The sequence below is a fragment of the Nitratireductor mangrovi genome (assembly GCF_007922615.2).
GTDB classification, from domain to species: Bacteria; Pseudomonadota; Alphaproteobacteria; order Rhizobiales; family Rhizobiaceae; genus Mangrovimarina; species Mangrovimarina mangrovi.
In genome coordinates this window covers 2,888,795-2,913,450 of record NZ_CP042301.2, presented here as the reverse complement: position 1 = coordinate 2,913,450, position 24,656 = coordinate 2,888,795, and the positions used below count along the sequence as shown (strand labels likewise).

Below are 24,656 nucleotides of genomic sequence, written 5' to 3'. Positions count from 1 at the left end.
TTCGATCCCCGACCCAGCACACAATATGTCCGACAGGCCTACGCCGGCAAGAGCCGAAATTGTGCACCGAAGGGACCGGTGGGGCCGCCTGGCGAGGGACGGACACCGGACCCGTTGTGGCCGGTCAGAGCACCTGGCTGAGCGCCATCGCGGCCGACATGTCGCCGTCCACCTTCATTTTGCCCTGCATGAAGGCAGCAGTCGGGTCGAGTTCACCCGAGACCAGCGACTCGAAATCGTCCTTCGACATTGAGATGGTGCAGTCGGCATCGGCGTTGTTGGTCGACACCGTGGCGCCGTCGATCACGATGACGCCGGCCTCGCCGAGGTCGAACTTCACCGACTTGTCGAAGCCGGCGCCGGCGACGCGTTCGCCGATTTTCGCTGCGATGGAATCCAGGCTCATCATCATTCTCCTCGTGGCGGCGGCAGCCTTGCGTGTTTCCTCTCGGCCCCGATGGCCGCGTCGACCCCATATCAGTCGATTGACGTTTACGTCAACGTTGACTAGCGTTCGTCCTGCGGAAGGAGGAGCGCGATGGGCTACAAGAGCATACTGCGCGAAAACTGCTTCGGCGGCGAGACCCATATCGTCACCGGCGGCGGCTCCGGCATTGGGCGCTGCATCGCGCACGAACTCTCTTCGCTCGGCGCCCATGTCGTTCTGGCCGGCCGCAAGGTCGAAAAGCTCGAAAAGGTGGCCTCGGAGATCGCCGCCGATGGCGGCAGCGCCGAGATCCGCGCCTTTGACATCCGCGACGAGGATGCCGTGCGCGAGGCGGTCGCGACAATCGTTTCCGCGCACGGTCATGTCCATGGCCTGGTCAACAATGCCGGCGGACAGTTTCCAGCGCCCCTTGAGGCCATTTCCAAGCGCGGTTTCGAGGCCGTGGTCTCGAACAATCTGACCGGCGGCTTTCTGGTCATGCGCGAGGTCTTTGCCCAGACGATGGGTGAAAATGGCGGTGCCATCGTCAACATGGCGGCCGACATTTGGCGCGGCATGCCGGGCATGGCGCATTCCGGCGCGGCGCGGGCGGGAATGGTGAACCTCACCAAGACGGCAGCCTACGAGTGGGGTCAGTATGGCATCAGGGTCAACGCCGTGGCGCCGGGCTGGATCACATCGTCCGGCATGGATACCTATGACGGCATGACCAAGACGCTCATCCCGCAACTGAAGAACCACGTGCCGATCGGGCGCATCGGCGTCGAGGCCGAGGTATCCTCGGTGGTGTGCTTTCTGCTGTCGCATGCCGCATCCTTCGTCACCGGCGTCACCGTGCCGATCGACGGTGGCGCGCCTCTCGGTAACCCGCTCTACCCGGTCAAGCCGACGAGCAGGATTGCCGCTTTCGACGGTTTCCACCGCGCGGTGGTGCCGGAGGTGCTGGCCAGCGAGGAGAAAGGCTGATGCCGGCTCTTTCGACTGCGCTCGACACGCGCTCCGAAGCCTTCCGGGCCAACACCAAGGCGATGTCGGACAAACTTGGCCAGGTGCGCGACCTCGAGAGGCGGGTGCGCGAAAACTCCGCGTCGCGCCGCGAACGTTTTGCCGAGCGCGGCCAGATCCTGCCGCGGGCGCGAGTGGAGCGTCTTCTCGATCGCGGCCAGCCCTTCATCGAGCTCAGCACGCTTGCCGGCTACAAGATGCATGACGACGACGGCGAGAAGAACATCATGGGCGGCGGCACCATAGCCGGCGTCGGCGTGGTCGCGGGCCGACGCTGCATCGTCTCAGCCTCGGATTCGGGCATCAAGGGCGGGACCATCCCGCCGATCGGGCTCAAGAAGGCGTTGCGGTTGCACGAGATCGCGTTCGAGAACCGGCTGCCGCTGATCTACCTCGTCGAAAGCGGCGGCGCTAATCTGCTCTACCAGGCGGAGATGTTCGTGGAGGGCGGGCGCTCCTTCGCCAACCAGGCGCGGCTGTCGGCTGCCGGGATTCCCCAGGTCGCGATCGTGCACGGCTCCTCGACCGCCGGTGGCGCCTACCTGCCCGGGCTCTCCGACTACGTCGTGCTGGTGCGCAAGCGATCGAAAATTTTCCTCGCCGGGCCGCCGCTGGTGAAGGCCGCGATCGGCGAGGAAGCGAATGACGAGGATCTCGGCGGCGCCGACTTGCATGGCCGGGTCACGGGCCTTGGCGAATACATCGCCGAGGACGATGTCGAGGCGATCGCGCTCGGCCGCGAGATCATGAAGCAGCTGGCCTGGGACGACGTCGGGGCAGTGCGGACCGTCGCTCCCGCCCCAGTGTTCGATCCTGAGGAACTGATGGGGATCGTGCCGGCGGACGAGAAGGCCCCGTTCGACATGAAGGAGGTGATCGCGCGCATCGTCGACGGTTCGGATTTCTTCGAGTTCAAACGCGAATATGCGCCGGATACCACCTGTGGCCACGCCGCTGTCGAAGGCCACCGCATCGGCATCCTCGCCAATAATGGGCCGATCATGCCGGCCGGTTCGCTGAAGGCGGCGCAGTTCATCCAGCTCTGCGACCAGACCGGCGTGCCGCTGGTCTTCCTGCAGAACACGACCGGCTACATGGTCGGCTCAGAAGCCGAGCGCGACGGGGCAATCAAGCACGGCTCCAAGATGATCCAGGCCGTCGCCAATGCGCGGGTGCCGAAATTCACCTTCATTCTCGGAGGCTCGTACGGCGCCGGCAACTACGGTATGTGCGGACGAGGGTTCTCGCCACGCTTCATCTTTTCGTGGCCGTCGGCGCGCACGGCCGTCATGGGCGGCGAACAGGCGGCGAAGGTGATGGAGATCGTGCATCGCGGCAAGGCGGCAGCGTCCGGAGCCGAGGTCGACGAGGAGCAGCTTGGCAAGATGAGCGGTGGCATCAGGGCCGGCGTGGAGGCGCAATCGACCGCTCTCTTCGCCACGGCGCGACTCTGGGACGACGGCATCATCGATCCGCGCGATACGCGCCGTATCCTCGGGCTCTGCCTTCAGATCGCCGCAGAAGGCGCGGGCAGGGAGCTCAGGCCGAACAGCTTCGGGGTCGCGCGAGGATAGCGAAGGTACGCGTTCTCCGTCACCTCGGGGAAGCAGAGGAGGAACCGCATGCAATTCACCGCCGAGCATGAAAACCTGCGCCGCACGGTCGCCAGGTTCGTCGAGACCGAGATCAACCCGCATGTCGATGAATGGGAGGCAGCGGAGGAGTTCCCCTCCCACGACCTGTTCAAGAAGCTCGGCAAACTCGGCCTGCTCGGCATCAAATACGATCCCGACTATGGCGGCCTCGGCCTGGACTTTTCCTATTCCATGGTGATGGCCGAGGAACTCGGGCTTTGCGCATGCGGTGGCGTGCCGATGGCGATCGGCGTTCACACCGACATGTGCACGCCGGCGCTCAACCGCTTCGGTTCAGAACACGTGAAGTCGAATTTCCTGGCGCCGTCGATCGCCGGCGACGTTGTCGGTTGTCTCGGCGTCTCCGAACCCGGCGGCGGGTCGGATGTGGCCGCCGTGAAGACCACCGCCCGCAGGGACGGTGACGACTACGTCATCTCGGGCACAAAGATGTGGATCACCAATGGCATGAAGGCCGACTGGTGTTGCCTGCTCGCCAACACATCTGAAGGCCAGGTGCACCAGAACAAGTCACTGATCGCGGTGCCGATGGACGCCAAGGGTATCACGCGGCAGAAAATCAAAAAGATCGGCATGAACTCGTCGGACACTGCGCAGCTCTTCTTCGACGAGGTGCGGGTACCGGCTCAGAATATTATCGGCCAGGAAGGCATGGGCTTCACCATGCAGATGCTGCAGTTCCAGGAGGAGCGGCTCTATTCCGCGGCAAGCTCGCTGAAGGGCTTCGACCGGCTGATCGACCTCACCATCGAATATACCGGCGAGCGCAAGACCTTTGGCAAACCAATCCTCGACAATCAGGTGGTGCATTTCCGGCTCGCCGAATTGAGGACCGAGGTCGAGGCCCTGAGGGCGCTGACCTGGGGCGCGGTCGAGCAATATGTCGCCGGGCGCGACGTCACGCGGCTCGCCTCCATGGCCAAGCTGAAGACCGGACGGCTGGCGCGCGAGATCACCGACACCTGCCTGCAATATTGGGGCGGCATGGGCTATACCTACGACAACCCCGTCAGTCGCGCCTACCGCGATACGCGCCTGGTGTCGATCGGCGCCGGCGCTGACGAGATCATGCTCGGCATCATCTGCAAGCTGGAGGGCACGCTGCCCGGCACCAGCAACAAGAAGCGGACGTGACAAACGCGGCGCCATGATCACCAAGCTCCTGATCGCCAATCGGGGCGAAATCGCCTGCCGCATCATCCGCACAGCGCGCGCCATGGGGATTGCGACCGTGGCCGTCCATTCGGACGCGGATGCTGATGCGCTTCATGCGAGGCAGGCTGACGAGTCGGTGAGGATCGGCGGCCCTCAGGCGTCGGAATCCTATCTTGATGGCGATGCGATCATCGCCGCCGCCAAAGACAGCGGCGCACAGGCGGTGCATCCAGGCTACGGCTTTCTGTCGGAAAACGCCGACTTTGCCGAGGCGTGCGAGGCCGCGGGCCTGATCTTTGTCGGTCCGCCGGCGGAGGCGATCCGAGCCATGGGCGACAAGGCGCGTGCCAAGGCGATCATGCTGGAAGCGGCGGTCCCGGTAGTGCCGGGTTATGACGGCGAGAATCAGGATCCCGGGCGGCTGGTGAGCGAAGCCGAAACGATCGGCTTTCCGCTATTGATCAAGGCGGTTGCCGGGGGGGGCGGTCGCGGCATGCGCCGCGTCGACCGCGCCGAAGACTTTTCGGACGCGCTCGAAAGCGCCGTGCGTGAGGCGCGGTCGGCCTTCGGCGACGGGCGCGTCCTGATCGAGAAGCTGATCACGGATGCGCGGCATATCGAGATACAGGTATTCGCCGACGCGCACGGCAACTGTGTCCACATGGGCGAACGCGACTGCTCGGCGCAGCGGCGCCACCAGAAGATCATCGAGGAGGCGCCGTCGCCCTTCGTCGACGCCGCAATGGGCGCATCGATGGCGGTCGATGCGGTGGCGGCGGCAAAGGCTGTCGGCTATGTCGGTGCGGGGACGGTCGAGTTCATCATCGGCGCCGACCGCCAACACCATTTCCTCGAGATGAACACCCGGCTGCAGGTCGAGCACCCGGTGACGGAGCTTGTGACCGGTCTCGATCTCGTCGAGTGGCAGTTGCGCGTCGCCATGGGCGAGCGCCTTCCGCTCGAGGAGGAAGAGATCGACTTCAGTGGCCACGCGATCGAAGCACGGGTCTATGCCGAAGATCCGGGCGACGGGTTCAGCCCGCAGACGGGTCCGGTGCTGCTGTGGAAGCCCGCGTTGCGCGCAGGTGAGGCTGGTGTCCGTATCGACAGCGGGGTCGAGGAGGGGGACAGCGTCACACCCTACTACGATCCGATGGTCGCGAAGGTCGTCGCGCATGGCCGCGATCGGGACGAAGCGGTTGCGCGACTGGTTAAGGGCTTGCGCGAACGGCCGCTGTTCGGGTTGAGGACCAATCGCGGATTTCTCATCGACCTGCTGACCAGCCGCGAGTTCTTGGACGCCTCGGTGACGACTGCGTTCGTCGATCGATGGGTAGCGGAAGGGTACGCAGCCAGGCTCACCGAGGCCGAGGACTGGCATTTCGGTGTCGCTGCCTGCGTGCTTGCGATGCGGGGCGGCGGTGACTGGTTCCGCTCGACAGGCGTTGCATCCTGTCCGATCCTGCTTGCCTCCGGGGGCACGACGTCGGACGCCGTCGTCGAGATCGAGCGTGGCAACATCTCGGCCGTAGAGGTGGGCGAGGTCAACGTCGAACTCTCCGACCTTGCGATCACGCTCGATCAGGTGCGGTTCTCGCTCGCGGGCACGCGTCGATACGCGACCTATCTCGCATGGGAGCGTGATCTGTGGCTGGATTTCGACGGCCGGACGTTTGTCTTTCACGAACCCGACCCGCTGGCCAAGCAGGCAGACGCTGCCGACCCTGCGCGCATCGTCTCGCCGGTGGCCGGGCTGCTGCGCGCGATCTCCGTTGCTGCAGGAGACAGAGTCGAGGCCGGCCAGAAAGTAGCGGTCGTTGAGGCGATGAAGATGGAAACGACGCTGGCGGCCAGGGCAGCCGGTACGGTGCGCGCCGTTCACTGCGCGACCGGCGATCAGGTTCGCGTTGGCGATTTGGTGGCAGAGCTCGAACCCCAAGCCTGACACGATCCGGCTTGAACCGACACTATAATTGTTATAGAAGATAACATTATTGCAGGGAGGAGTGTCGATGCCGGTTGTAGACCTGCCCGGTATGCGGCCGGTTCGCATGGGCGAGTTGGCTGTCGAGGAGCGATCTGGCGAGCCGGGAGTTACCTATGTCCGTGCCAAGGCCGAACTGCCGGAATACCCCCGCGCGCTGACAGATCGGCTGCGGCATTGGGCCGCCACAGCGCCCGACCGGATGTTCCTTGCCGATCGCGGCCCAGACGGCGAATGGCGCCGGATCAGCTACGCCGAGACCTTGCAAAAGGCGCGGGCGATCGGCGAATACCTCATTGGCCGGCGGCTGTCGGCGGAGCGCCCGCTGGTCATCCTTTCCGGGAACTCGATCGAGCATGGCTTGATGGCGCTGGGCGCGATGCTAGCCGGGATCCCCTATGCGCCGGTCTCGCCCGGCTATTCATTGCTGTCGTCCGATCACGCCAAGCTCAGGCATGTGTTTTCGCTGCTAACCCCCGGGCTCGTCTTCGTCGCCGAGGGCAAGCCTTTCGAGAAGGCGCTCGACGCGGTGATGGGTGACGAGATCGGGCTGGTGGTAGCGCGTGAGCCGATCGAACGACATCCGGCTGATTTGTTTGATGCCGTACTCGGCACAAGGCCCGGACGCGCGATCGACGATGCGGAGCTGGCACTGACACCGGATACCGTCGCGAAGTTCCTGTTCACCTCGGGTTCGACGGGCATGCCGAAGGCGGTAATCAACACCCAGCGCATGCTGACCTGCAACCAGGTGATGATCCGCTCCGCGCTCGCCTTCCTGGAGGACGAACCGCCGGTCCTGGTCGATTGGCTGCCGTGGAACCATACGGCTGGCGGCAACCACAATTTCGGTATCACGCTTCACAATGGCGGCACGCTTTACATTGATGATGGCTCGCCGACGCCCTCCGGTATCGCCAAGACCGTGCGCAACCTCACCGAGATAGCGCCGACGCTCTATTTCAACGTGCCCAAGGGCTACGAGATGCTTTGCGAGCATCTGGTGGCCAACAAGCCCTTGCGCGAACGGTTCTTCAGCCAGGTGAAGGTGCTGCAATATGCCGGTGCCAGCCTCGCCAAACACGTCTGGGATACGCTGGAACGGCTCGCGATCGAGACGATCGGTGAAAAGATCATGATCATTACAGGCTACGGCTCGACCGAAACCGCGCCCTTCGCCTTCACCACGACCTGGCCAGTCAATCGCCCCGGCGAGGTGGGCCTGCCGGCACCTGGCCTCGAGTTCAAGCTCGTTGATAACGGCGAAAAACGCGAAATCCGGCTTCGTGGCCCGTCCATCACGCCCGGCTACTGGCGCCAGTCCGACAAGACCGCCGAGTGCTTCGATGAGGAAGGGTTCTACATGATCGGCGATGCGCTGAAGCAGGTCGATCCCAGCGACGTCAACAAGGGCTTCCTCTTCGATGGCCGTGTTTCGGAGGACTTCAAACTTTCCACGGGCACATGGGTCAACATGGCTGGGGTCCGCTCCGGACTGATCGCGGCCCTCGCGCCCTATGTTCGCGATGCGGTCCTGACTGGTCTCGACCGCAATTTCATCGGTGCGCTGGTCTTCCTCGACGTCGATGCCGCGCGCCGTTTCGCGCCAGAGCTCGCGGCTGCCGACGAAGCGGAACTGGCGGCACATCCGGGCTTTCGCGCCGTTTTGCAGCAACGCCTCGAAGCGCTTGCCATCGAGGCGACGGGCAGCTCAAACAGGGTCGCGCGCATCGTCGTGCTCGACCAGCCGCCGTCGATCGACGCGCACGAAATGACCGACAAGGGTTCGATCAACCAGCGGGCGGTGATGGCTGCCCGGGCGCATCTGGTCGAGGACCTTTACCGCGACCCGCCCCCCGCCCACGTTCTCGCTGCCTCAGGAAAGGCCCGGACATGACCAGTACGCCCAAAGGCATCCGCTACAGTTTCGACGATGCATGGCTGATGGCCGGCACAAGGACCCCCTTTGTCGACTACACGGGCGCTCTCTCCGACGTTTCGCCGATCGATCTCGGCATCAAGGCAGCGCGTTCGGCCGTCGCAAAAGCCGGCATTGACCCTGCCGACATCGGCACGACGATTGCTGGCTCCATGGCGCAGGCTTCGTTCGACGCCTACATGACGCCCCGCCATATCGGCATTTATGCCGGCGTGCCGGTTGACCGTCCGGCGCATCTCGTCCAGCGCATCTGCGGGACGGGCATCGAAGTGTTGCTGCAGGCCGCGGAACTCGTCAATCGCGAGCGGGTCGAAGCTGCGCTCTGTGTCGGCACCGAATCGATGAGCCGCAACCCGGTCGCAGCCTATACGCACCGGTCCGGCTTTCGCATGGGCCAGGTCGAATTCAAGGACTTCCTGTGGGAGGCACTGCTTGATCCGGCGTGTTCGTGCACGATGGGCGATACGGCGGAAAACCTGGCGCGCGACTATCAGATCAGCCGCGAGGAGGTCGACCGCTACGCCGAACGGTCCTTCAACCGTGCGCTGGCCGCACAAGAAGCCGGGTTCCTTGCGGGCGAGATCACCCCGGTGGTGACTGAAACGTTTTCCGCCGATGGTTTCAACGATCGCGGCATCAGGTTGCCGCGCAAGGTCGAGCAAGTCGACAGGGACAGCCATATCCGGCCTTCCTCTTTCGAGGCGCTGTCGAAGATCAGGCCTGCTTTCGGCGGCGTACAGACCGGTGGCAATTCCTCGGCGATCGTCGACGGCGCCGCCGCCGCCATCGTCGCCTCAAGGGCGCGTGCGGAGGCCAAAGGCAACCGGCCCCTAGCCCGCATTCTTGCCGGCGTCAGTGTTGGCGTGCCACCGCATATCATGGGCATTGGACCGGCGCCGGCCATCCGTGCAGTGCTGGAAGAGTGCGGGCTGGCCCTCGACGACATCGATCGCGTCGAGATCAACGAGGCTTTCGGCGCTCAGGTGATGGCTTGTGCACGCGAACTCGGCCTCGACGAGGAGCGACTCAACGTCAATGGCGGCGCGATCGCCATCGGTCATCCGCTCGGCGCTACCGGCATCCGTATCGCGACCACCGTTGCGCGCGAATTGCAGCGTTCCGGGGGGCGCTACGGCATCGCGTCGGCGTGCATTGGCGGTGGGCAGGGGATCGCAATCCTGATTGAGAACCCTCAGGCAGCGTGAGTGAGCAGGCAATGCTGGTCAATCGGCGCAAGGTCGAGATCGAATGGGGAGACTGCGATGCAGCCGGCATCGTATTCTACCCGCGCTATTTCGCCATGTTCGATGCCTCGACCGCCTACCTGTTCGAGCAAGCCCTCGGCATGAAGAAGATCGCCTGGACGAAGAAATATCATATCGTCGGTATCCCCATGGTCGATACGGGGGCGAAGTTCATCATTCCCTCGCGCTATGGAGACGGCATCGTCATTGAGAGTCGCGCGAGCGCGATACGGCGATCGAGCTTCGACATCGAACACCGAGTCCTCAAGGGCGATCAGCTTGCCATTGAAGCGCGCGAAACACGTGTGTGGGCCGAACAGCACCCGGACGACCCGCAGCGCATTCGCGGAGCCGAAATCCCGGCTGAGGTGGTCGCGGCGCTGTCGGGCGAGGGGTAGAACTGGATCAGTTCTCGGGCGTTCCGAGCAGGCGGTCCAGCAACTCGATCAACCGGTCGCGTTCTTCTGGGCCGCCCAGCCGCGCAATCATACGGTTTTCATGCTCTGCCCAGACGGCGGCCATCTTGCGAACGAATTTCGTCCCCTGTGGTGTCAGATGCAGCGAGTGCGAGCGGCGATCGGTATCGGCCTTGCGGCGTTCGGCAAGACCTCGCTTTTCGATCCCGTCCATGAGAGCGACGAAGTTGGCACGCTTGATGCCCAGCATCTCCGCGATTTCGGATTGCTTGAGCCCAGGGGTATTGGCGATGATCGTCAGCACCGAGAACTCGGCGGGCCGCAGCTTAAGCCTCGAGAAGGTCTCGAGGAAATCCTGGAAGACGTAGAGCTGTGCACGGCGAAGCTTGTAACCGATGATGGTCGCCATAGGCGGAACGTCGACCGGTTCGGTCCCGATCTCTTCTTTCGTCTCGGATTTGCCTTGGCGCGAGCCGTTATTGTCGGTTCGGACGCTCATGTGACTTCGTAAACCTTGATCTTGACGGCGCTGGCGTCGCGAGCTCCGGTGCCCAGGCAGATGAGGCTGTTGAGCCAGGAATAACGCGAATCGCCTGTCTCGAAGCGCGGATGTGTCCGCATATAGTACAAGGCAGGATCGATTGTCTCGCCGCGTGCAAGGGCAGCGATGACCTCCGGAGGCCCGTGCCGATAGCCGAAATTGCGGATGTCGACCGTCGCGCCGTCGTTCGTTTCGAAGGAGTAACGCGTGTCCAGTTCGGCGGTCCCATCGGCCAGGATCGTCTGCCAGTCGGCGCCGAGATTGAGAATCCGACCGTTCAGCCTTTTGCCTATCACGCTGCCGCCCACGATCGGAATGATGCGGCGGCGCCCGCGCGGGCTGTCGCCAAGCTCGATCGGAGCGGCCAACTCGACCGTGAGGTCGCAGAGGTGGATGAGTTCGGGTTTTGCGATCATCGCCGCCCCCTAGTTCATGGTCATTGGCAGGAAGAGTACGATCGCCGGAAAAATAATCAGCAGGATCAGCCGGATGACGTCTGTAACCACGAACGGGAGAACACCCCGGAAGATGGTGAAGAGGTTCACGTCGCGAGCAATGGTGTTGATGACGAAGACATTCATGCCGACTGGCGGAGTGATCAGGCCGAGCTCCACGGTCATGACTATGATGACCCCGAACCAGATCGGATCGAAGCCCAGTTGCGTGACCACCGGAAAGACGATCGGTACCAGAAGGATGATCATCGCCATGGCATCGAGGATGCATCCCATGAGCAGGAAGAAGGCCAGGATCAAGCCCAGTGTCCCGTAGGCGCCAAGATCGAGAGCGACGAGGAAGGCGGTGATCTTTTGCGGTGTCTGCGTGATGGCAAGGAAATAGCCGAACAGGACCGCCCCGATCAGGATCGTATAGATGGCGACCGAGGTTCTCAGCGCCTCGATCAGGCTCTCCATGATGTTGGCGTAGCCCAGCCTGCCGCGGAAGATGCCGATCAGGGCGGTCAGAAGCGACCCCACTGCGGCGGCCTCGGTAGCCGTGACGACGCCGAAATACATGCTGCCAATGATGGCGACGAAGAGCACCAGCACTGCCCAGACGTCGCGCAAAGAGGAGATCGCCTCGCGGGCTTCGAAAGGTTGTCCCGCGGGCAGTGAACGCCGATACGCGATACGGACGGCGCCCATATACATGAGCACCGCCAGTAACCCGGGCAGCACACCGGCGATGAAGAGTTTACCGACGTCCTGCTCGGTGATGTAGGCGTAGACCGCAAGCACGACGGAGGGCGGAATGAGAATTCCGAGTGTGCCACCAGCCGCTATCACACCGCTGGAGACGTCGTTGCGATAGCCCACCCGCTGCATTTCGGGTAGGGCAATCTTGGTCATGGTTGCAGCCGTTGCGACCGAAGAACCGCAGATCGCGGCAAAGCCGCCGCAGGCGGCGATGGTCGACAAGGCCATGCCGCCGCGCAGGAAGCCGAGCCAGGCCTGACCGGCACGGAAGAGTTCGCGCGACATGCCCGAATTGGTCGCGAACACACCCATGAGAACGAAGAACGGAATGAGGCTGAGGTTGAAGTCCGTAATCACCCGGATGGGCGATTGCGCCAGCAGGTTGAGCGCCGGCCCGGGGCCGGTGATCGCGGCAAAGCCGCCCACGCCGATCAGGCCCATGGCAATGCCGATCGGCACGCGCACGGCCATCATTGCGAACAGCAGCACAAAGCCGGAAACAGCGACGAGGTCGGCCTTAGACATCGTCGTCCTTGCTCGTCGTTGCGACGTCCGGCGCGTCGAAATGGTCAAGCGTGCCGCGGCCCGTGGCGATGATCAGGATGCGGGCGAGCACGGTTACGATGGCGACGGTGACGCCGGCCCAGATCAGCGCGAGAAACGGCCAGGCCGGCATGCGCAGATCAAAGGTGGCCTCGCCACTCGCCTGCGCGCTCATCACGCGGGCAAGGATTTTCCAGCTCATCAGGACCGTGAACACGAAGAGGATCGTCCATGCGAACAAATCGACGATTCGCCGTATCCGAGCTGGCATCATCTCGGCGAAGAGGTCTACCTTGATGTGCGAGCCGCGATAGCCGACGCTGGCGAATCCCCACATGATGGCGACGCCCAGCATCAGGCGCGAGATGTCGAAAGCGTCGGGGATGGGAGCGGTGAAAACGTAGCGGCCGATGGCGGAGGCCACGACCAGAAGGGTGATCGCCGCAAGGAATACGCCGGCGATCCTGTCGATCGCGGTCGAGAACGCTCCGAGTGTACGGATCAGCCTGAACATTCTTCCCCCCCTCGGCGACGGATCGGGCGCCGGCACTAGATGGCGGCGCCCGATCGTGGCTCGGTCAGAACAGGGAGTCGAGTTCCTTCAAGGCCGAGACGTAGTCGGCGTAGATTTTTTCGGGATCCTGCCCCTTGGCCTTGACGTCTTCCTTCCACGCCTCGATCAGTGGCTTGGAGGCTTCGCGCCATTGACCAATCTCATCGTCGGTGGGCGTGTAGACCGTATGATCGGGCGAATCGATCATCTTTTGGCGGCCTGAATATTCATTGTCGGCCCAGCCGGTCGAGAATTTCTGCGACCAGTCCGGCGTACAATGATCATCGATGACCTGGCGGTCTTCCGGTGCCAGACCGTCATACATGCCTTTGTTGAGGAGCAGCATCTGTGAAGAGATGTAGAATGGCATGTCGAGATGGAACTTGGTCTCCGAATCGATGCCGAAGATATAGATCGAGTTCCACGGGAAGGTGATCGCGTCAGCCGTACCCTTTGCGAGGGCCTCGCGGGCCTCGGGTGCCGGCACCTGCACGCTGGCGCCGCCAAGCAAATTCACGAAACGCGCCATCGTCGCGTGCGCCGGGCGCACGTTCATGCCACTGATATCGCTGGGAACCTTGACCTGCGTCTTGGAGTGCAAGGTGCCAGGATCATGCGGGTTGATGAGGCAGAACTTGACGTCCGACATCTCGATCTCGGCAAGCGGTGCGTACCAGTTGTGGAGAGCTTTCGCCGCCTGCTTCCCGTTCGAGGCGTGGAAAGGTATCTCCGCCAGGCTGTAGATCGGGAAGCGGCCAGCCTGGTAGCCGGGATTGGTATAGGTGATGTCGGCGATGCCGTCGCGGGCCATGTCGTAGTGATCCGGCGCGGCGCCAAGCTGCTGGGCCGGGAAAATGGTGATGTTGATACGGCCGTTGGACGCCTGCTTGATCGATTCCACCCATGGCTCGATGCCGAGTGTCTGGATCGGATGCGTTGGCGGAACCCAGTGCGAAAGGCGCAGTTCAACATCGGCTGCGTGCGCTGAGGATACCGACAAGAATGCTGCGGCGCCGAGCGCCGTTAGGCTGATTGCTTTCATTGTTTCCTCCCGAAACACCACTGAGCGTCTCATTCCGGCGTGTTGGCGGCAAGCCTACGCTCTTGTATGCGCTAAGAATGTTATGATATAAAACAATATAATCAAGGACAAAATGATGGTTCCTTCCCGGAACCGCGTGTGGAGAAGCGTCCGATGAGCCCTTCAAATGGTGCGGCAGCGCAAAATGCCGACGAGTCCGCGCTGCGGATCAAGCTCGACGGTGCGATCGCGACAATCGCCTTCAACCGGCCGGAAAAGCGAAATGCGATCTCCGACGCCGTGCTGACGCAACTGCGGTACTTCTTCTCCGAGCCGCCGGAAACGGTGCGGGCGGTCGTGCTCTACGGTGTCGGTGGCCACTTTTCGGCCGGTCTGGACCTCTCCGAGCAGGTCGAGCGCGAACCGGCCGAAGTTCTTCGCCATTCGCGTGGCTGGCATCAGGTGATGGAGTTGATCCAGTTCGGCGGTTTGCCGGTGGTATCGGTGCTGACCGGCGCGGTCATGGGCGGCGGGCTGGAAATTGCGGCAGCAACCCATGTGCGGGTCGCCGAACCGTCCGCACGCTTCCAACTGCCCGAGGGCAAGCGGGGAATTTTCGTTGGTGGCGGGGCGACGGTGCGCGTCGGCCGGATCCTTGGCGCCGATCGCATGACGGAGATGATGCTGACCGGCCGGGCCTACGATGCCGCCGAAGGGCATCAACTTGGCCTTGCCCACTATCTCGTCGGCGAGGGGCAGGGGCTCGCACGCGCGCGGGAACTCGCGGAGCAGATCGCCTCCAATGCGCCGATGGTCAATTATCTGGTCATCCAGGGCATATCGCGCATCGACGACATGGCGCGCGGTGACGGTCTTTACACTGAAAGCCTCAGCGCGGCGCTCTCGCAGACCGGCGCCGATGCTCAGGAAGGCCTCAAGGCGTTCCTGGAAAAGCGTGCGCCACGCTTTCGCTAGCTAACGGCAAGCGGCTCAGCCCTGCACCTTTATCGTGTTGCGCAGCACGCCAAGGCCCTCGATCTCGAGTTCGACGACATCACCGTCGGCCAAGAAGCGGTCGAGTTCGAGCCCGCAGCCATTGCCCATCGTGCCCGAGCCGAAGAGTTCGCCGGCGTGAATGGTCTCGTCGCGCGACACGTATGCAATCATTTCCTCGAAGGTGAACAGCATGTCCGCGGATGATCCGCGGCCCCAAATTTCGCCGTTGACCCGGGCTTCCATGGCCAGGTTATGCGGATCGGTGACCTCGTCGACAGTCACGATCCACGGGCCGATCGCGTTGCCATAGTCGAAGCTCTTGCCCTTGGCAGGACCGAGCATCGACTGCATCTCGACCATCTGCGTGTCGCGCGCGGAGAAGTCATTGTAGATTGTGTAGCCGAAGATATGCGAGCCAGCGTCCTCGACGGATGCGTCGCGTGCCGTCCCGCCGATTACGACGGCGAACTCACACTCGAAATCCATGATACGGCTGTATCGCGGCCAGGCGACTACGCTGTCGGGACCGATGACGCTGAAGCGGTTGGTGAGGTAATAGACCGGCTGGCTGCGATAGATCTCTGGAACCTCGTCGAAGCCGACCGCGGCTGCGGCTGCTTCCTTGTCGCCACGTGCCAGTGCGGCGAGCCTGCGCATGCCGCGCGGAGCCTGTTTGATGTGCCCCGGAAACACGGAGAAGTCACGTATCTGGCGTGGCACCGGCAATGGCGCCAGAAGCCGGATCCTGTCCTCAGGCACGGCATGCTTCGCCTGAAGGCCTGCATCGGCGCACATCTCGCGCGCGTGCGTAAGGGCCGCCTCGCCCCCGTCGATGAGGTCCATCATGGTAGCGAAGGCGGGATCGTTGCCCGAGGCTTCGGTAAGATCCAGCACGAGACCGGTCTTCGCCTCGTAGTGCCCGATGTGTCGTGCCGCGCCGCGTTCGAAGGTCACGAGCTTCATTCAGGCGGCCCTCCCTTGCGCCGCGGGTAGGTATCTGCCCTAGCGAAGGACGGGACGGTTGCTGCCGCCATTGCTGTCGCGGCGGCGCAAGGCATTGTCGCGGATGTCACTCTTGGTCAGGTAGTCGACCTGTTGAACCATGACGTCTTCGATCAACTGGTCCTTAACGCGCTTGTTGATGCTGTCGCGCAGGCCGTTCCGCAAGGCATCGAGGTCGAGAGTATCGGTTTGCGAAAAGTCGATCAGGGGGTTGGAAAAAAGATAAGTGTAGAGCTGATCGACGAGCAGCGTGTCGAGCGGAAGCTTGAGCTTTTTCAGCTTCTCCGGGTCGACCGTATAGACGAGGCGGGTGAGAAAATATCCACGAACCTCACCCTTCTGGATCACCGGCACCGAGACGATCTCGGTCTTGAAATACTCCAGGCCCTCAAGATAGGCGCGGTCGCCGTCATTGGGTTTTTCGCCGGTCGAGGAAAAGGCGAAGAGGATCGAGCCGATGGTCACGGCGACGATCCAGAGGGCAGCGACGACAAATTTGATCATGGAACACGCCCGGCGAAGGCGTTGGTCGTGTACGTTCCGTCCGCCTCGGAGCGTTCGATCGCGCCCTGCAGCAGACTGGCCACCTCGTTGACCGCGCTGAGGTGCGCGCGAATGGCCGCCTCGTTTCTTTCCAGTTTCGTTCGAAGCCGGGCTATGTCAGCGCGGTAGGGCGCGAGCGCTTCGGCGCCGGGAACATCCTTCACTGCGCGGTTCAGTTCGTAGAGATAGCGGCTCTTGCGTGCATTCGACGCCTTGAGGTCGAAATTGATGTCGCTGCGAATTGCCTCCGTTTCGGCTTCGACCGCCTCTTCGATACGAAGGATAATGGAGCGCAGGTTGCCTGCCTTCGGGCCGGGCAGCACGGTCCGAGCGAGCGCGTTTGGCCGCGGTGCCGGGTCCGGCGAATAGAAATCGGGATCGTTCATTCTGCCGTGGCTTCCTCGTTATCGCGTCAGCGTCCGCTTACCGCTTCGCCGGACAGCGGCGGGACGTCGCTGTCGAAGCTTCGCACGATCGTGCGCTGGATTTCCTGAATCAGCGCGACCGAAAGCAGTGATTGGGTGTCGGCCTCGGCCTGTTCCAACGGATTGCCGTTTACCCCTGCGAGCGCCACACGGCGGTCGTTTTCCATGTAATAGTCGCCCATGACCCGCTCGGCGATGCCGATGCCGCCGCGTTCGGCCATCACACCGGCAAGTTCCTGCGCCAACAGCCCTTTCCACATCTCGCCGGAGAGCCCTTTGCCGTAGGCCTCTCCTGCGTCTGTCGGCAGCATGTGTTGCAGGAACGACTGCAGCACCATGCCCTCGAATTTGCGGAACGCCTCCGGCCTCGCGCCCGTGGTCTTGTCGACGTCCGCCAGACTGGCACGCAGGTCGGCGGCTGTAGAGACGGTGAAATCGGCAATGCTGCCGGCAAGCGAGTTCAACTTTTCGCGTGCGGCGGCCATCTCTGTGGCGTCGACGGCACGTGCAACGTCGAGGACGATGTCGCTGGGGGGCGATATGGCCAAGACGGTCCTCTCGTTGCCGTTTCGTGACAGTGCGTTTTTCGCAAACTTAGCTTGCCGCAACCTTACTTGTGGTCGAGCGATGTCCGGCGTGCCGCAAGCATGCGCTCAACATTTTCGAGGCCGGCGCGTTCTTCGCGCTGGCGTTCCTCCTTCCGCGACGCCTCCCGGTGGTTACGCTCCAGCAGTCTGGCGCGAGCGGTCTCGGCCGCTACCTTCTCGGCTTCCGCCTCTGCCTTGGCCAGTGCGCGGTCTCGATTTTCGAAGGCGCGCGAGATGCCGCGCTCGTAGACATCCGGAAAGACTTCCGACAACGAACCGTCGCCGCCCTTGCGCGCCATGATGTCCTCCGCACGCGCCTCGGCGGCGTGCGCCTCCTGCAAGGCTGCGGCCCGGTTGGTTTCGTGCACGGCCTTCAACTGGTTCTGAACCTTCACCAGTCTCGCCAGGCGATGGCTGCGCTCCATGGGCCTACCTTCCGATCGTGACGGGCACAAATGCGTCGGCAAAAAGCCTGAGCATGGGGCCGGTGCCGAGATAGAGCAGCAGGATGCCGCCAGTGAGGACGAATGGCAGGGAGATGAAATAGATCGGAATCTGCGGCGTGAGTTTGTTTACGAAGCCGATGGCCAGATTGACGATGATCCCGTACGCGATGAAAGGGCTCGCCAGCCGTAGGGTGACGAAGAACGCTTCCGCCAACGTATCGACGATGTCGGTCAGGGCCGACTGCGGATTGAAGAGCAGATTGGGCGGGGCGACCGTGTACGAGTTCACCAGTGCCTTGATGATCTCGTGATGGAAATTGAAGATGAACAGCAAGAGCAGAGCCGAAAGGGTGATCAGATTGGTCACAGCAGCCTGAGGCTCTACTTCCTCGATGCCTTGGGTGATCATGTTGCCATAGCCCGACAGCATGGCGATCGCCGAACCGGCGAATTGCAGGGCAAGGATGTACAGCCGCGCGACGAGCCCGATCAGTGCCCCGGTCAGAAGTTCGGAAACGATCAGCGGCGCCAGAACGACGGGCTCCCGGCTGGCATAGGGGAGCAGGCTGTCCCAAAGATGGATGAGCAACGCGCCGGTCGCCGCGATAGCGACGAAGAGCCGGATCTGAACGGGAACACGGACGCTCGAGAGCCCCGGCATGATCATGAAACAGGCGCCGATGCGGCAGAACGCCAGGAATGCCGTGATGACGATCTGGTCGGTGATCACGACAAGGCGCCGAGCACCTTGATCTCGACCCCCTTGGCGATCTCGACATGTGAGAGCACGGGGAGCGTCGGGAACAGGCGCTCGATGATCATGCGCACATAGGGCCGGGCGTCTGGAGCGGTGACCAGCGCGAAGCGTGCGCCCGAGTCGAAATGCTGGCGGATAACCTTGGAGGCCTCTTGGCCGAACTCCTCCAGCAGCCGCGGATCGATGTCGAATTCGCGGACCTCGCCCTTGGCGTCGCGCTTGAGCGACTGATGGAAGGCGAGATCCCAGCGATTGCCGAGCCGAAGTACCTTGAGCGTGCCCGCCTCCGACAGGTCACCGCAGATCTGCTGTGACATGCGGATGCGGACATGTTCGACGATCTGTTCGGTGCGGCGTACATGCGGTGCGATTTCGGCGATCGCCTCGATGATCAGGTGCAGGTTGCGGATTGAGACACGTTCCGCCAGCAGCAGCTTTAGCACCGCCTGCAGGCCGGGATAGGAGATGTGGCTGGTGCAGATCTCTTCGGCAAGCTTCTTGTATTCGGGGTCGAGCCGCTCGATCAGTGTCTTCATGTCCTTGTATGACAGGAGCTGCGGCAGATTGTTGCGAACAACCTCGGAAAGGTGCGTGAGCAGCACCGAGAGGTTGTCGGCGACGGGGAAATTCTCGCGCTTCATGTCCTCGGCAAAGGTTTCGGGCACGGAAAGTGCGCGCATGCCGAAGGCCGGTTCACGCACTTCCTCGCCCGGAACATCCGGCGGCTCGCTGCTGCCCAGAAGCACCATGACCTCGCCGACCCGCATCTGGTACTCGGCCACCACCGTACCGTGGATCTTGATCTGATAGCTCTTGGGCGGGATGGCGAAGTCGTCCGTGAGGCGAACCTCCGGTACCACGAAGCCGTAGTCGAGCGCGAATTTCTTGCGCATCTTACCCATGCGGAAGGCCAGTTCCTGGTGCGATGCGAGCATTCGCGCCGAAAGCTGCTTGCCGATCAGAAGTTCGATTTCGGGCGTCTTCAGCGACGACTTGATGGAGTTCTTGTCCTCCTCCGCCTCCGCCTGCTGGCGCTCCTGTTCGCTGGCGGCTTCCTCGGCCATGCGCCGGTTCTGGCGCAGCGGGATCGCGTAGCCGATGCTCGATAGGATGAGCGCCAGAACCATGAAGGGCAGGAACGGCAGGCCCGGCAGGAAGGCCAGCACGACAAGCAGCAGGGCGGCGACCAGCATGGCGCGCGGATAGGCGGTGAGCTGGCCGAAGACCGCCTCGTCGGCCGAGCCGCGGGTGCCGCCCTTCGAGACCAGCAGGCCGGCGGCGAGCGAGACGATCAGCGCAGGGATCTGCGTCACGAGCCCATCGCCGACCGACAGCTTGACGAAGACGTCGGCGGCCTCGCCGAGGTTCATGTTGTGACGGCCATAGCCGATCGCGACGCCGCCGACGATGTTGACCCCGGTGATGATCAGGCCGGCGATGGCGTCGCCGCGGACGAATTTCGATGCCCCGTCCATGGAGCCGAAGAAGGAGCTTTCCTCTTCCAGTTCACGCCTGCGCGCCTGCGCTTCCTTGTCGTTGATCATGCCGGCCGAAAGATCGGCGTCGATCGACATCTGCTTGCCGGGAATGGCGTCGAGCGTGAAGCGGGCGCCGACCTCGGCGATGCGCGTCGCGCCCTTGGTGATGACGATGAAATTCACCACAATCAGGATCAGGAAGACGATGAGGCCGATGACGAAATCGCCTGCCATCACCAGGTTCGAGAAACCGCCGATGACGTAGCCGGCCGCGTTGGTGCCTTCATTGCCATGCGAAAGGATGACGCGTGTCGTGGCGATGTTGAGCGCCAGCCGCAGCATCGTGGCGATCAGCAGGATCGTCGGAAATGACGAGAAGTCGAGCGGGCGCTGGATCCACAAGGCCACCATGAGGATCAGCACGGACATCGCGATCGAGAAGGCCAGCCCGATATCGATCATGAAGGCCGGTATCGGCAGGAACAGCACCGACAGGATCGTGATGACGCCGATCGCGAAGAAGACGTCGCGGCCGTTGCGCTCGGCTGCCGCCGGAACGGGAGTGAATGTTACTGGATTGGCCGCCATGTCGAGCTTGGTCGCTTCCGGAGATTCGCTGGTCGCCGGAGACTAGGAGCCCAACCTTGCGCGAGGCCCGTGAAGGGACATCCGTTTGGTTAGAAACCACCCTCGATGCGCTGGAAGATAACGTTGGTGAAGGAGGAAATCTGGGCACCGACAAACGGGCCGGAGAAGGCGACCGCGAGAAGGATGGCGATGATCTTGGGAACGAAGGTCAGGGTAATTTCCTGAACCTGGGTCAATGCCTGGATCAGCGCGATCGAGACGCCGACCAGCATCGCCACCGTCACCGCCGGGCCCGAGGCCAGCAGAACGGTCCAGATCGCGAACTGGACGATGTCGAGTGCGTCGGCTTCGTTCATCGGTTCATGATCGCCGGCCTTGCCGGCTCAGCTTATCACAATACCGGGGCCGACCGGGAACTCGGTGCCGTTTTCGAGGATCGCCACCATGCCGTTGCTGCCGATCCGCACCTCGTCGACCTTGCCTGACACCGTACCGTCGGCGGATGACACGGTTCGGCCAATGATCGCATCGGCCTGGCCGAGCAGGGAAAGCTGCATGAGCTGTTCCAGCTTGGTGTTTGTCTGCAGCGTCTGCTCGACCTGGGAGAAGGTGGCGAGCTGCGCGATGTAGTCGGTCGATTCCATCGGCTTCGTCGGGTCCTGGTTCTTCATCTGCGTGACCAGGAGCTTCAGAAACGAGTTGTAGTCGACCAGATTGGACTGGCCGGTGGAGCTTTCCTGCGCTGCGGTGTTTGCTCCGGCTGCGACGGGCACAACGTTCATGATGCAAGCGCCTCCAGCGCCAGGTTCTCGATCGGTTTCTGCATGGCTTCCTGCTCGGCCATGATCGCCCGCTCCAGCGGGAACAACCCACGGATCATCTTGAGCGCCTCGTAGGTGTGTTCTTCCGACAAAAGCCGGTCGACGTGCTTCAGGGAGGCGCGCACCTGCTCGTTGCTGAAGCTTGCCAGCAGCAGCGGAAGCGAACGGCGGAACATTTCGCGCGCGTCGGCGGAATCGCTCGGGTTCATCAGGATGACCTGAACGATGAAATAAAGCTGGCGCAGCGGAGTGCAGGCATCTTCGGGTTGCATGACATGGTTTTCGAGCAGAAACTGGACGTCGTTCAGGAACTCGATCGAGGTCTTGCGGTCAACCTTCACCACCGCGCCGTTGATGTAGATCTTCTCGTTCGCCTTCAGCGAGATCCTGAGCGTGTTCTTCATTGTATGCCGTCCCGGATGATCTGCGACACTTCGATCAGCCCGTCGAAATTGTCGGACTCACCCTGGCGGATCGATTCCGCCTCTCTCAGCAGCCACAAGCCTATCGAAATCAGGTTGGCCCTGAGTTCGGAGGGCAGGCCATTCTCAGGGCTGCCGAGGTCTTCCACGAAGGCCGTCCACAGCCGGTTGAGGAAATGCAGGGCTTCTATCGCCTGCATCGAATCCGTGCCCGTGTCCCGGGCCGCTGCCAGAAGGTCGATGGAGCGCGTCAGCAGCTGCCGCTCGCGATCCTTCGCATCTGCAGCCGATTCGGATTGTATGTCGGCGTAGGAGAACTGATACATCGTCTGTTCGTGCTCGTTTCTTTGCCGGGGCCGGCGCTGGGTTAAGACAACAGTCTGGTCAGGCTGAGCTGCTGGATGCGCGCGGTCAGCGCGTAGGAGGTTTCGATCTGGGTGATGAGTGCGTTGACCTTGGTCGCAGCCTCATAAGGATCGACCCCTTCCATTTCCTGCAGGAAGCCGTTGAAGATATCGATCTGCATCGAGGTGCGCTCACTGGCGTTCTTGATGCGCTGCTCGGTGAAGCCGGCCTTCGCCTGCTCCTGTGCGATGTCGCCCATCGCTTCGCTGACGAGCCGCGTGGCCGTGTCGGCGATCTCCACCAGGGCGCCTTCGCTCAGTCCGCTGCTGAAGAGGTCGGCGACAATCGTCGCCGCCATGGCGAGCTTGCGCACGCCCTTGGTGTTGGCGCTGACCGAGGTTTCGACCGTTTCGTTGAGCGATATGCGGGTTGTGATGCCCTGGTCGGTCGCGCTCGACCAGTTGGCCTGCCAGCCGGCGCCCAAAAACTGGTCGACGACGGGGCCGTCGAGGAAGGCCTTGATGTCGACGCCGCTGAGGTTGGCTGCGGCCGGGTCGTCCTTCGTGAAGCCAAACTCGGCAAGGAAGGCGGCCTCAAAAGCACTCTTCGCAGCCGAGGGCGGCGTTGTCTGGTATTGCGCGATCGGCGAAACGTCCGTGTTGACGCCGGCGAAGACATGTTCGCCGTTGAAACTCGAGTTGATGATGCCGGTCAGCGCTTCCAGCATCACCGTGCCGGCCTGCTGCGTTGTTGCCGGGTTGGCGTCACCGGAGACCGCAGCGGTGAGCGCCGACAGATAGGTCGAGCCGGCTTCGGCCAGCTGGGAGAGGGCGCCCTGCGTTGCTGAAAGGCGTGATGCCACCAGAGTGTTGGTGTCGACGATCGATTGCAGCCGGCCGACGTCGCGGGCCATCGAAACGGCCTGCCCGGTTCGAATCCCGAGCGCCAGGCCGGTATCGGCCACGCGTCCCGTCTGCGCCTCCTTCTGACTGCCGACCAGGTCAGACTGCATGCGCAGCAGCGAATGACGGAGCGCCTGGGAAATGGCTTGCGAGGAGACGTATGAGACCTTCACAGCACCCTCACACCGCGTCCAGGAGTGTCGCCATCATCTGGTCGACCGTACGGATGATGCGCGCCGAGGCCTCGTAGGCGTGCTCCAGGTCGAGCAGCAGCGACATTTCCACATCGATGTTGACGCCGGTCTCGTTGGACAGGGCCTCGCCTGTCCTGACCACCAGTGCGTTCCTTGAGAGTTCGGCATTGGAAGCGCCCTGCCGCTGCGCCTCCAGCCAGCCGATCGATCCGGAGCTGAAGTCGAGTACGCTTGTTCCATCAGGGAGACCGGCGGATGGATCGAAGGCCATCGTACCGCCGAGGCGGTCGCCATATTCGATCAACAGGCCCGCGTAGGACGCGCCGCCGGGGTTGGCGACATAGGCCGCGCCGTTGGCGCCGCCGTCCCTGATCAAGCTCGGATTGCCGCCGGCGTCGGAATCAAATGCCGGGTTGACCCGGATGGAGAAAGCCAGCCCAGTCGATACGGTGCCCGCCGGCGGCAAGCCCGGGCCGCCGGGCCAGGTGAACAGGCCCGCGAGCGCAGGCCCGCCGCCGCCCGTACGATCTGTTTCGGAGAACGCGGTCATCACGCCGCGTGCAACCTCGTCTAGCTGGCTTTGCAGCTTGCCGGCGACGTCGTCGCGCAGGCTCAGGAATCCGGCGAGGCGACCCGAGACGGCGTCCTTGCTGCCCGGCGAATACGGAACCCCATCTATGTAGACGGCATTGCCGACCGTTCCTGTCGCGTAGCCTGACGTCGCCTCGAAGGAGACCATGCGCGGCTTGGTTTCGTAGAGCGTCGCCCCATCGGCGGTGGTGACCACCATGTCGTCGTTCGACCGGTTGAAAGTCGAAACCGGGATATATTGCGATATCTGCTTGAGGATTGCCTCGCGCTGGTCGAGTGCATCGGACGCGTCGCGGCCTGTCGCCCGGGCGGCAATGACCGACTTGTTGGCAACGTCGAAATCAGCCAGCAGTCTATTGAGATCGTCGACCGCGAGCCCGACTTCTACATCCATGTTGGCGCGAAAAGTCTGGATCTGCCGGCTGCCATTGTTGAGCGAATTGACGACCTGGCGGGCTGCGTCGAGAGCACCTTCAGCCAGCGTGGCACTGGACGGTGAACTGGCGTAGAGTTGAAGGGCTTCCTGCAGCTTGCCCAGCGCGGTCGCCGCGGACGAAGCGTTGTCGGCGCCGTTGACTGCAAGCGCGATGGTGTCGAGACCGGCGAGAAGCTGCTTCTGCCCCTCCCAGGAGGAGAGTGCGTCAAGGTTTTGGCGAAACAGCGCCTCGCTGGTAGCGCGCCGAATCTCCGCGACGCGGACGCCGGGCGCCTCGCTCGAAAGCAACGCGGTGCGGCGGGAGTAATCCGGGTTCGACGCATTGGTGATGTTCTGCGAAACGACGCTGGTGCGGCGCGCGGTGGTCAGAAGCGCGTTTTGAGCGATGCCCAGAGCGGACGTCAGCGACATTCCATTGATCTC

General features: G+C 62.9%; 27 protein-coding genes. 8 read left to right on the top strand and 19 right to left on the bottom strand.

The annotated features are described in order from the left end of the window. Nucleotides 1-124: 124 nt before the first annotated feature. The gene (locus tag FQ775_RS14235; RefSeq protein ID WP_146301374.1) at nucleotides 125-406 is read right to left on the bottom strand and encodes an SCP2 sterol-binding domain-containing protein; all 282 of its coding nucleotides are present in this window, start codon (nucleotides 404-406) and stop codon (nucleotides 125-127) included. Nucleotides 407-538: 132 nt separating this feature from the next. Here FQ775_RS14235 and FQ775_RS14230 point away from each other — a divergent pair, with 132 nt between their 5' ends. From FQ775_RS14230 to FQ775_RS14200, 7 genes are all read left to right on the top strand, one after another. Next, nucleotides 539-1,414 (top strand): SDR family oxidoreductase, encoded by an 876-nt coding sequence (locus tag FQ775_RS14230; RefSeq protein WP_146301373.1) that lies wholly within the window; start codon nucleotides 539-541, stop codon nucleotides 1,412-1,414. After that, nucleotides 1,414-3,027: an acyl-CoA carboxylase subunit beta gene (locus FQ775_RS14225; protein ID WP_146301372.1), complete on the top strand. Its 1,614-nt coding sequence runs from the start codon at nucleotides 1,414-1,416 to the stop codon at nucleotides 3,025-3,027. The genes FQ775_RS14230 and FQ775_RS14225 overlap by 1 nt, the downstream gene beginning before the upstream one ends. A 48-nt stretch (nucleotides 3,028-3,075) precedes the next feature. Next, nucleotides 3,076-4,242 carry an acyl-CoA dehydrogenase family protein gene (locus FQ775_RS14220; protein ID WP_146301371.1) on the top strand — a complete coding sequence of 389 codons (1,167 nt, stop codon included), beginning with the start codon at nucleotides 3,076-3,078 and terminating at the stop codon, nucleotides 4,240-4,242. 13 nt (nucleotides 4,243-4,255) lie between these two features. After that, entirely contained in the window at nucleotides 4,256-6,208 is a 1,953-nt protein-coding gene (locus FQ775_RS14215; protein WP_146301370.1) for an acetyl/propionyl/methylcrotonyl-CoA carboxylase subunit alpha, read from the top strand. A 67-nt stretch (nucleotides 6,209-6,275) separates the two neighbouring features. Then, the gene (locus tag FQ775_RS14210) at nucleotides 6,276-8,144 is read left to right on the top strand and encodes a feruloyl-CoA synthase (protein ID WP_146301369.1); all 1,869 of its coding nucleotides are present in this window, start codon (nucleotides 6,276-6,278) and stop codon (nucleotides 8,142-8,144) included. Continuing rightward, complete coding sequence (locus tag FQ775_RS14205) at nucleotides 8,141-9,391, top strand: thiolase family protein (RefSeq protein WP_146301368.1); 1,251 nt, start codon at nucleotides 8,141-8,143, stop codon at nucleotides 9,389-9,391. Before FQ775_RS14210 ends, FQ775_RS14205 begins: the two co-directional genes overlap by 4 nt. Nucleotides 9,392-9,402: 11 nt before the next feature. Next, a complete protein-coding gene (locus FQ775_RS14200; protein ID WP_146302095.1) occupies nucleotides 9,403-9,828 on the top strand; it encodes an acyl-CoA thioesterase in 426 nt (141 codons plus the stop codon). A gap of 7 nt (nucleotides 9,829-9,835) precedes the next feature. Here FQ775_RS14200 and FQ775_RS14195 read toward each other — a convergent pair whose 3' ends face one another. From FQ775_RS14195 to FQ775_RS14175, 5 genes are all read right to left on the bottom strand, one after another. Next, entirely contained in the window at nucleotides 9,836-10,345 is a 510-nt protein-coding gene (locus FQ775_RS14195; protein WP_246730133.1) for a MarR family winged helix-turn-helix transcriptional regulator, read from the bottom strand. Beyond that, nucleotides 10,342-10,803 (bottom strand): DUF3237 domain-containing protein, encoded by a 462-nt coding sequence (locus tag FQ775_RS14190; protein ID WP_146301367.1) that lies wholly within the window; start codon nucleotides 10,801-10,803, stop codon nucleotides 10,342-10,344. The genes FQ775_RS14195 and FQ775_RS14190 overlap by 4 nt, the downstream gene beginning before the upstream one ends. Nucleotides 10,804-10,812: 9 nt before the next feature. Further along, nucleotides 10,813-12,108, bottom strand: a complete 1,296-nt coding sequence (locus FQ775_RS14185) for a TRAP transporter large permease (protein WP_146301366.1) — start codon at nucleotides 12,106-12,108, stop codon at nucleotides 10,813-10,815. Then, nucleotides 12,101-12,640, bottom strand: coding sequence for a TRAP transporter small permease (locus tag FQ775_RS14180; RefSeq protein WP_146301365.1), 540 nt, complete (start codon nucleotides 12,638-12,640; stop codon nucleotides 12,101-12,103). Before FQ775_RS14180 ends, FQ775_RS14185 begins: the two co-directional genes overlap by 8 nt. Before the next feature lie 64 nt (nucleotides 12,641-12,704). Then, nucleotides 12,705-13,721: a TRAP transporter substrate-binding protein gene (locus FQ775_RS14175; RefSeq protein ID WP_146301364.1), complete on the bottom strand. Its 1,017-nt coding sequence runs from the start codon at nucleotides 13,719-13,721 to the stop codon at nucleotides 12,705-12,707. A 153-nt stretch (nucleotides 13,722-13,874) separates the two neighbouring features. On the opposite strand from FQ775_RS14175, the gene FQ775_RS14170 reads away from it, so the two are divergent. Next, nucleotides 13,875-14,675 (top strand): crotonase/enoyl-CoA hydratase family protein, encoded by an 801-nt coding sequence (locus FQ775_RS14170; protein WP_146301363.1) that lies wholly within the window; start codon nucleotides 13,875-13,877, stop codon nucleotides 14,673-14,675. A gap of 15 nt (nucleotides 14,676-14,690) precedes the next feature. On the opposite strand, the gene FQ775_RS14165 is transcribed toward FQ775_RS14170, so the two are convergent. The 13 genes from FQ775_RS14165 to flgK all read right to left on the bottom strand — a co-directional run bounded on the left by FQ775_RS14165 (nucleotide 14,691) and on the right by flgK (nucleotide 24,644). Next, a complete protein-coding gene (locus tag FQ775_RS14165; RefSeq protein WP_146301362.1) occupies nucleotides 14,691-15,659 on the bottom strand; it encodes a fumarylacetoacetate hydrolase family protein in 969 nt (322 codons plus the stop codon). A gap of 39 nt (nucleotides 15,660-15,698) precedes the next feature. Next, nucleotides 15,699-16,202, bottom strand: a complete 504-nt coding sequence (locus FQ775_RS14160) for a hypothetical protein (protein ID WP_146301361.1) — start codon at nucleotides 16,200-16,202, stop codon at nucleotides 15,699-15,701. Continuing rightward, nucleotides 16,199-16,627 (bottom strand): hypothetical protein, encoded by a 429-nt coding sequence (locus FQ775_RS14155; protein WP_246730132.1) that lies wholly within the window; start codon nucleotides 16,625-16,627, stop codon nucleotides 16,199-16,201. The genes FQ775_RS14160 and FQ775_RS14155 overlap by 4 nt, the downstream gene beginning before the upstream one ends. 26 nt (nucleotides 16,628-16,653) lie before the next feature. Further along, a complete protein-coding gene (locus FQ775_RS14150) occupies nucleotides 16,654-17,214 on the bottom strand; it encodes a rod-binding protein (protein ID WP_246730131.1) in 561 nt (186 codons plus the stop codon). 62 nt (nucleotides 17,215-17,276) lie between these two features. Further along, complete coding sequence (locus FQ775_RS14145) at nucleotides 17,277-17,678, bottom strand: hypothetical protein (protein WP_146301360.1); 402 nt, start codon at nucleotides 17,676-17,678, stop codon at nucleotides 17,277-17,279. A gap of 4 nt (nucleotides 17,679-17,682) precedes the next feature. Then, the gene (gene fliR / locus FQ775_RS14140) at nucleotides 17,683-18,426 is read right to left on the bottom strand and encodes a flagellar biosynthetic protein FliR (protein WP_146302091.1); all 744 of its coding nucleotides are present in this window, start codon (nucleotides 18,424-18,426) and stop codon (nucleotides 17,683-17,685) included. Beyond that, entirely contained in the window at nucleotides 18,426-20,522 is a 2,097-nt protein-coding gene (gene flhA, locus FQ775_RS14135; protein ID WP_146301359.1) for a flagellar biosynthesis protein FlhA, read from the bottom strand. The genes fliR and flhA overlap by 1 nt, the downstream gene beginning before the upstream one ends. 89 nt (nucleotides 20,523-20,611) lie before the next feature. Next, nucleotides 20,612-20,878 carry a flagellar biosynthesis protein FliQ gene (gene fliQ / locus FQ775_RS14130; RefSeq protein ID WP_146301358.1) on the bottom strand — a complete coding sequence of 89 codons (267 nt, stop codon included), beginning with the start codon at nucleotides 20,876-20,878 and terminating at the stop codon, nucleotides 20,612-20,614. Between the two features lie 27 nt (nucleotides 20,879-20,905). Beyond that, on the bottom strand, nucleotides 20,906-21,304 hold the full coding sequence (gene flgD / locus FQ775_RS14125; protein ID WP_146301357.1) for a flagellar hook assembly protein FlgD: 399 nt from the start codon (nucleotides 21,302-21,304) through the stop codon (nucleotides 20,906-20,908). Continuing rightward, nucleotides 21,301-21,747 (bottom strand): flagellar biosynthesis repressor FlbT, encoded by a 447-nt coding sequence (flbT, locus tag FQ775_RS14120; protein ID WP_146301356.1) that lies wholly within the window; start codon nucleotides 21,745-21,747, stop codon nucleotides 21,301-21,303. The genes flgD and flbT overlap by 4 nt, the downstream gene beginning before the upstream one ends. Beyond that, a complete protein-coding gene (gene flaF / locus FQ775_RS14115; protein WP_146301355.1) occupies nucleotides 21,744-22,091 on the bottom strand; it encodes a flagellar biosynthesis regulator FlaF in 348 nt (115 codons plus the stop codon). The genes flbT and flaF overlap by 4 nt, the downstream gene beginning before the upstream one ends. Before the next feature lie 41 nt (nucleotides 22,092-22,132). Continuing rightward, nucleotides 22,133-23,185, bottom strand: a complete 1,053-nt coding sequence (locus FQ775_RS14110; protein WP_146301354.1) for a flagellar hook-associated family protein — start codon at nucleotides 23,183-23,185, stop codon at nucleotides 22,133-22,135. Nucleotides 23,186-23,192: 7 nt separating this feature from the next. Then, on the bottom strand, nucleotides 23,193-24,644 hold the full coding sequence (gene flgK, locus FQ775_RS14105) for a flagellar hook-associated protein FlgK (RefSeq protein ID WP_146301353.1): 1,452 nt from the start codon (nucleotides 24,642-24,644) through the stop codon (nucleotides 23,193-23,195). Nucleotides 24,645-24,656: the final 12 nt, after the last annotated feature.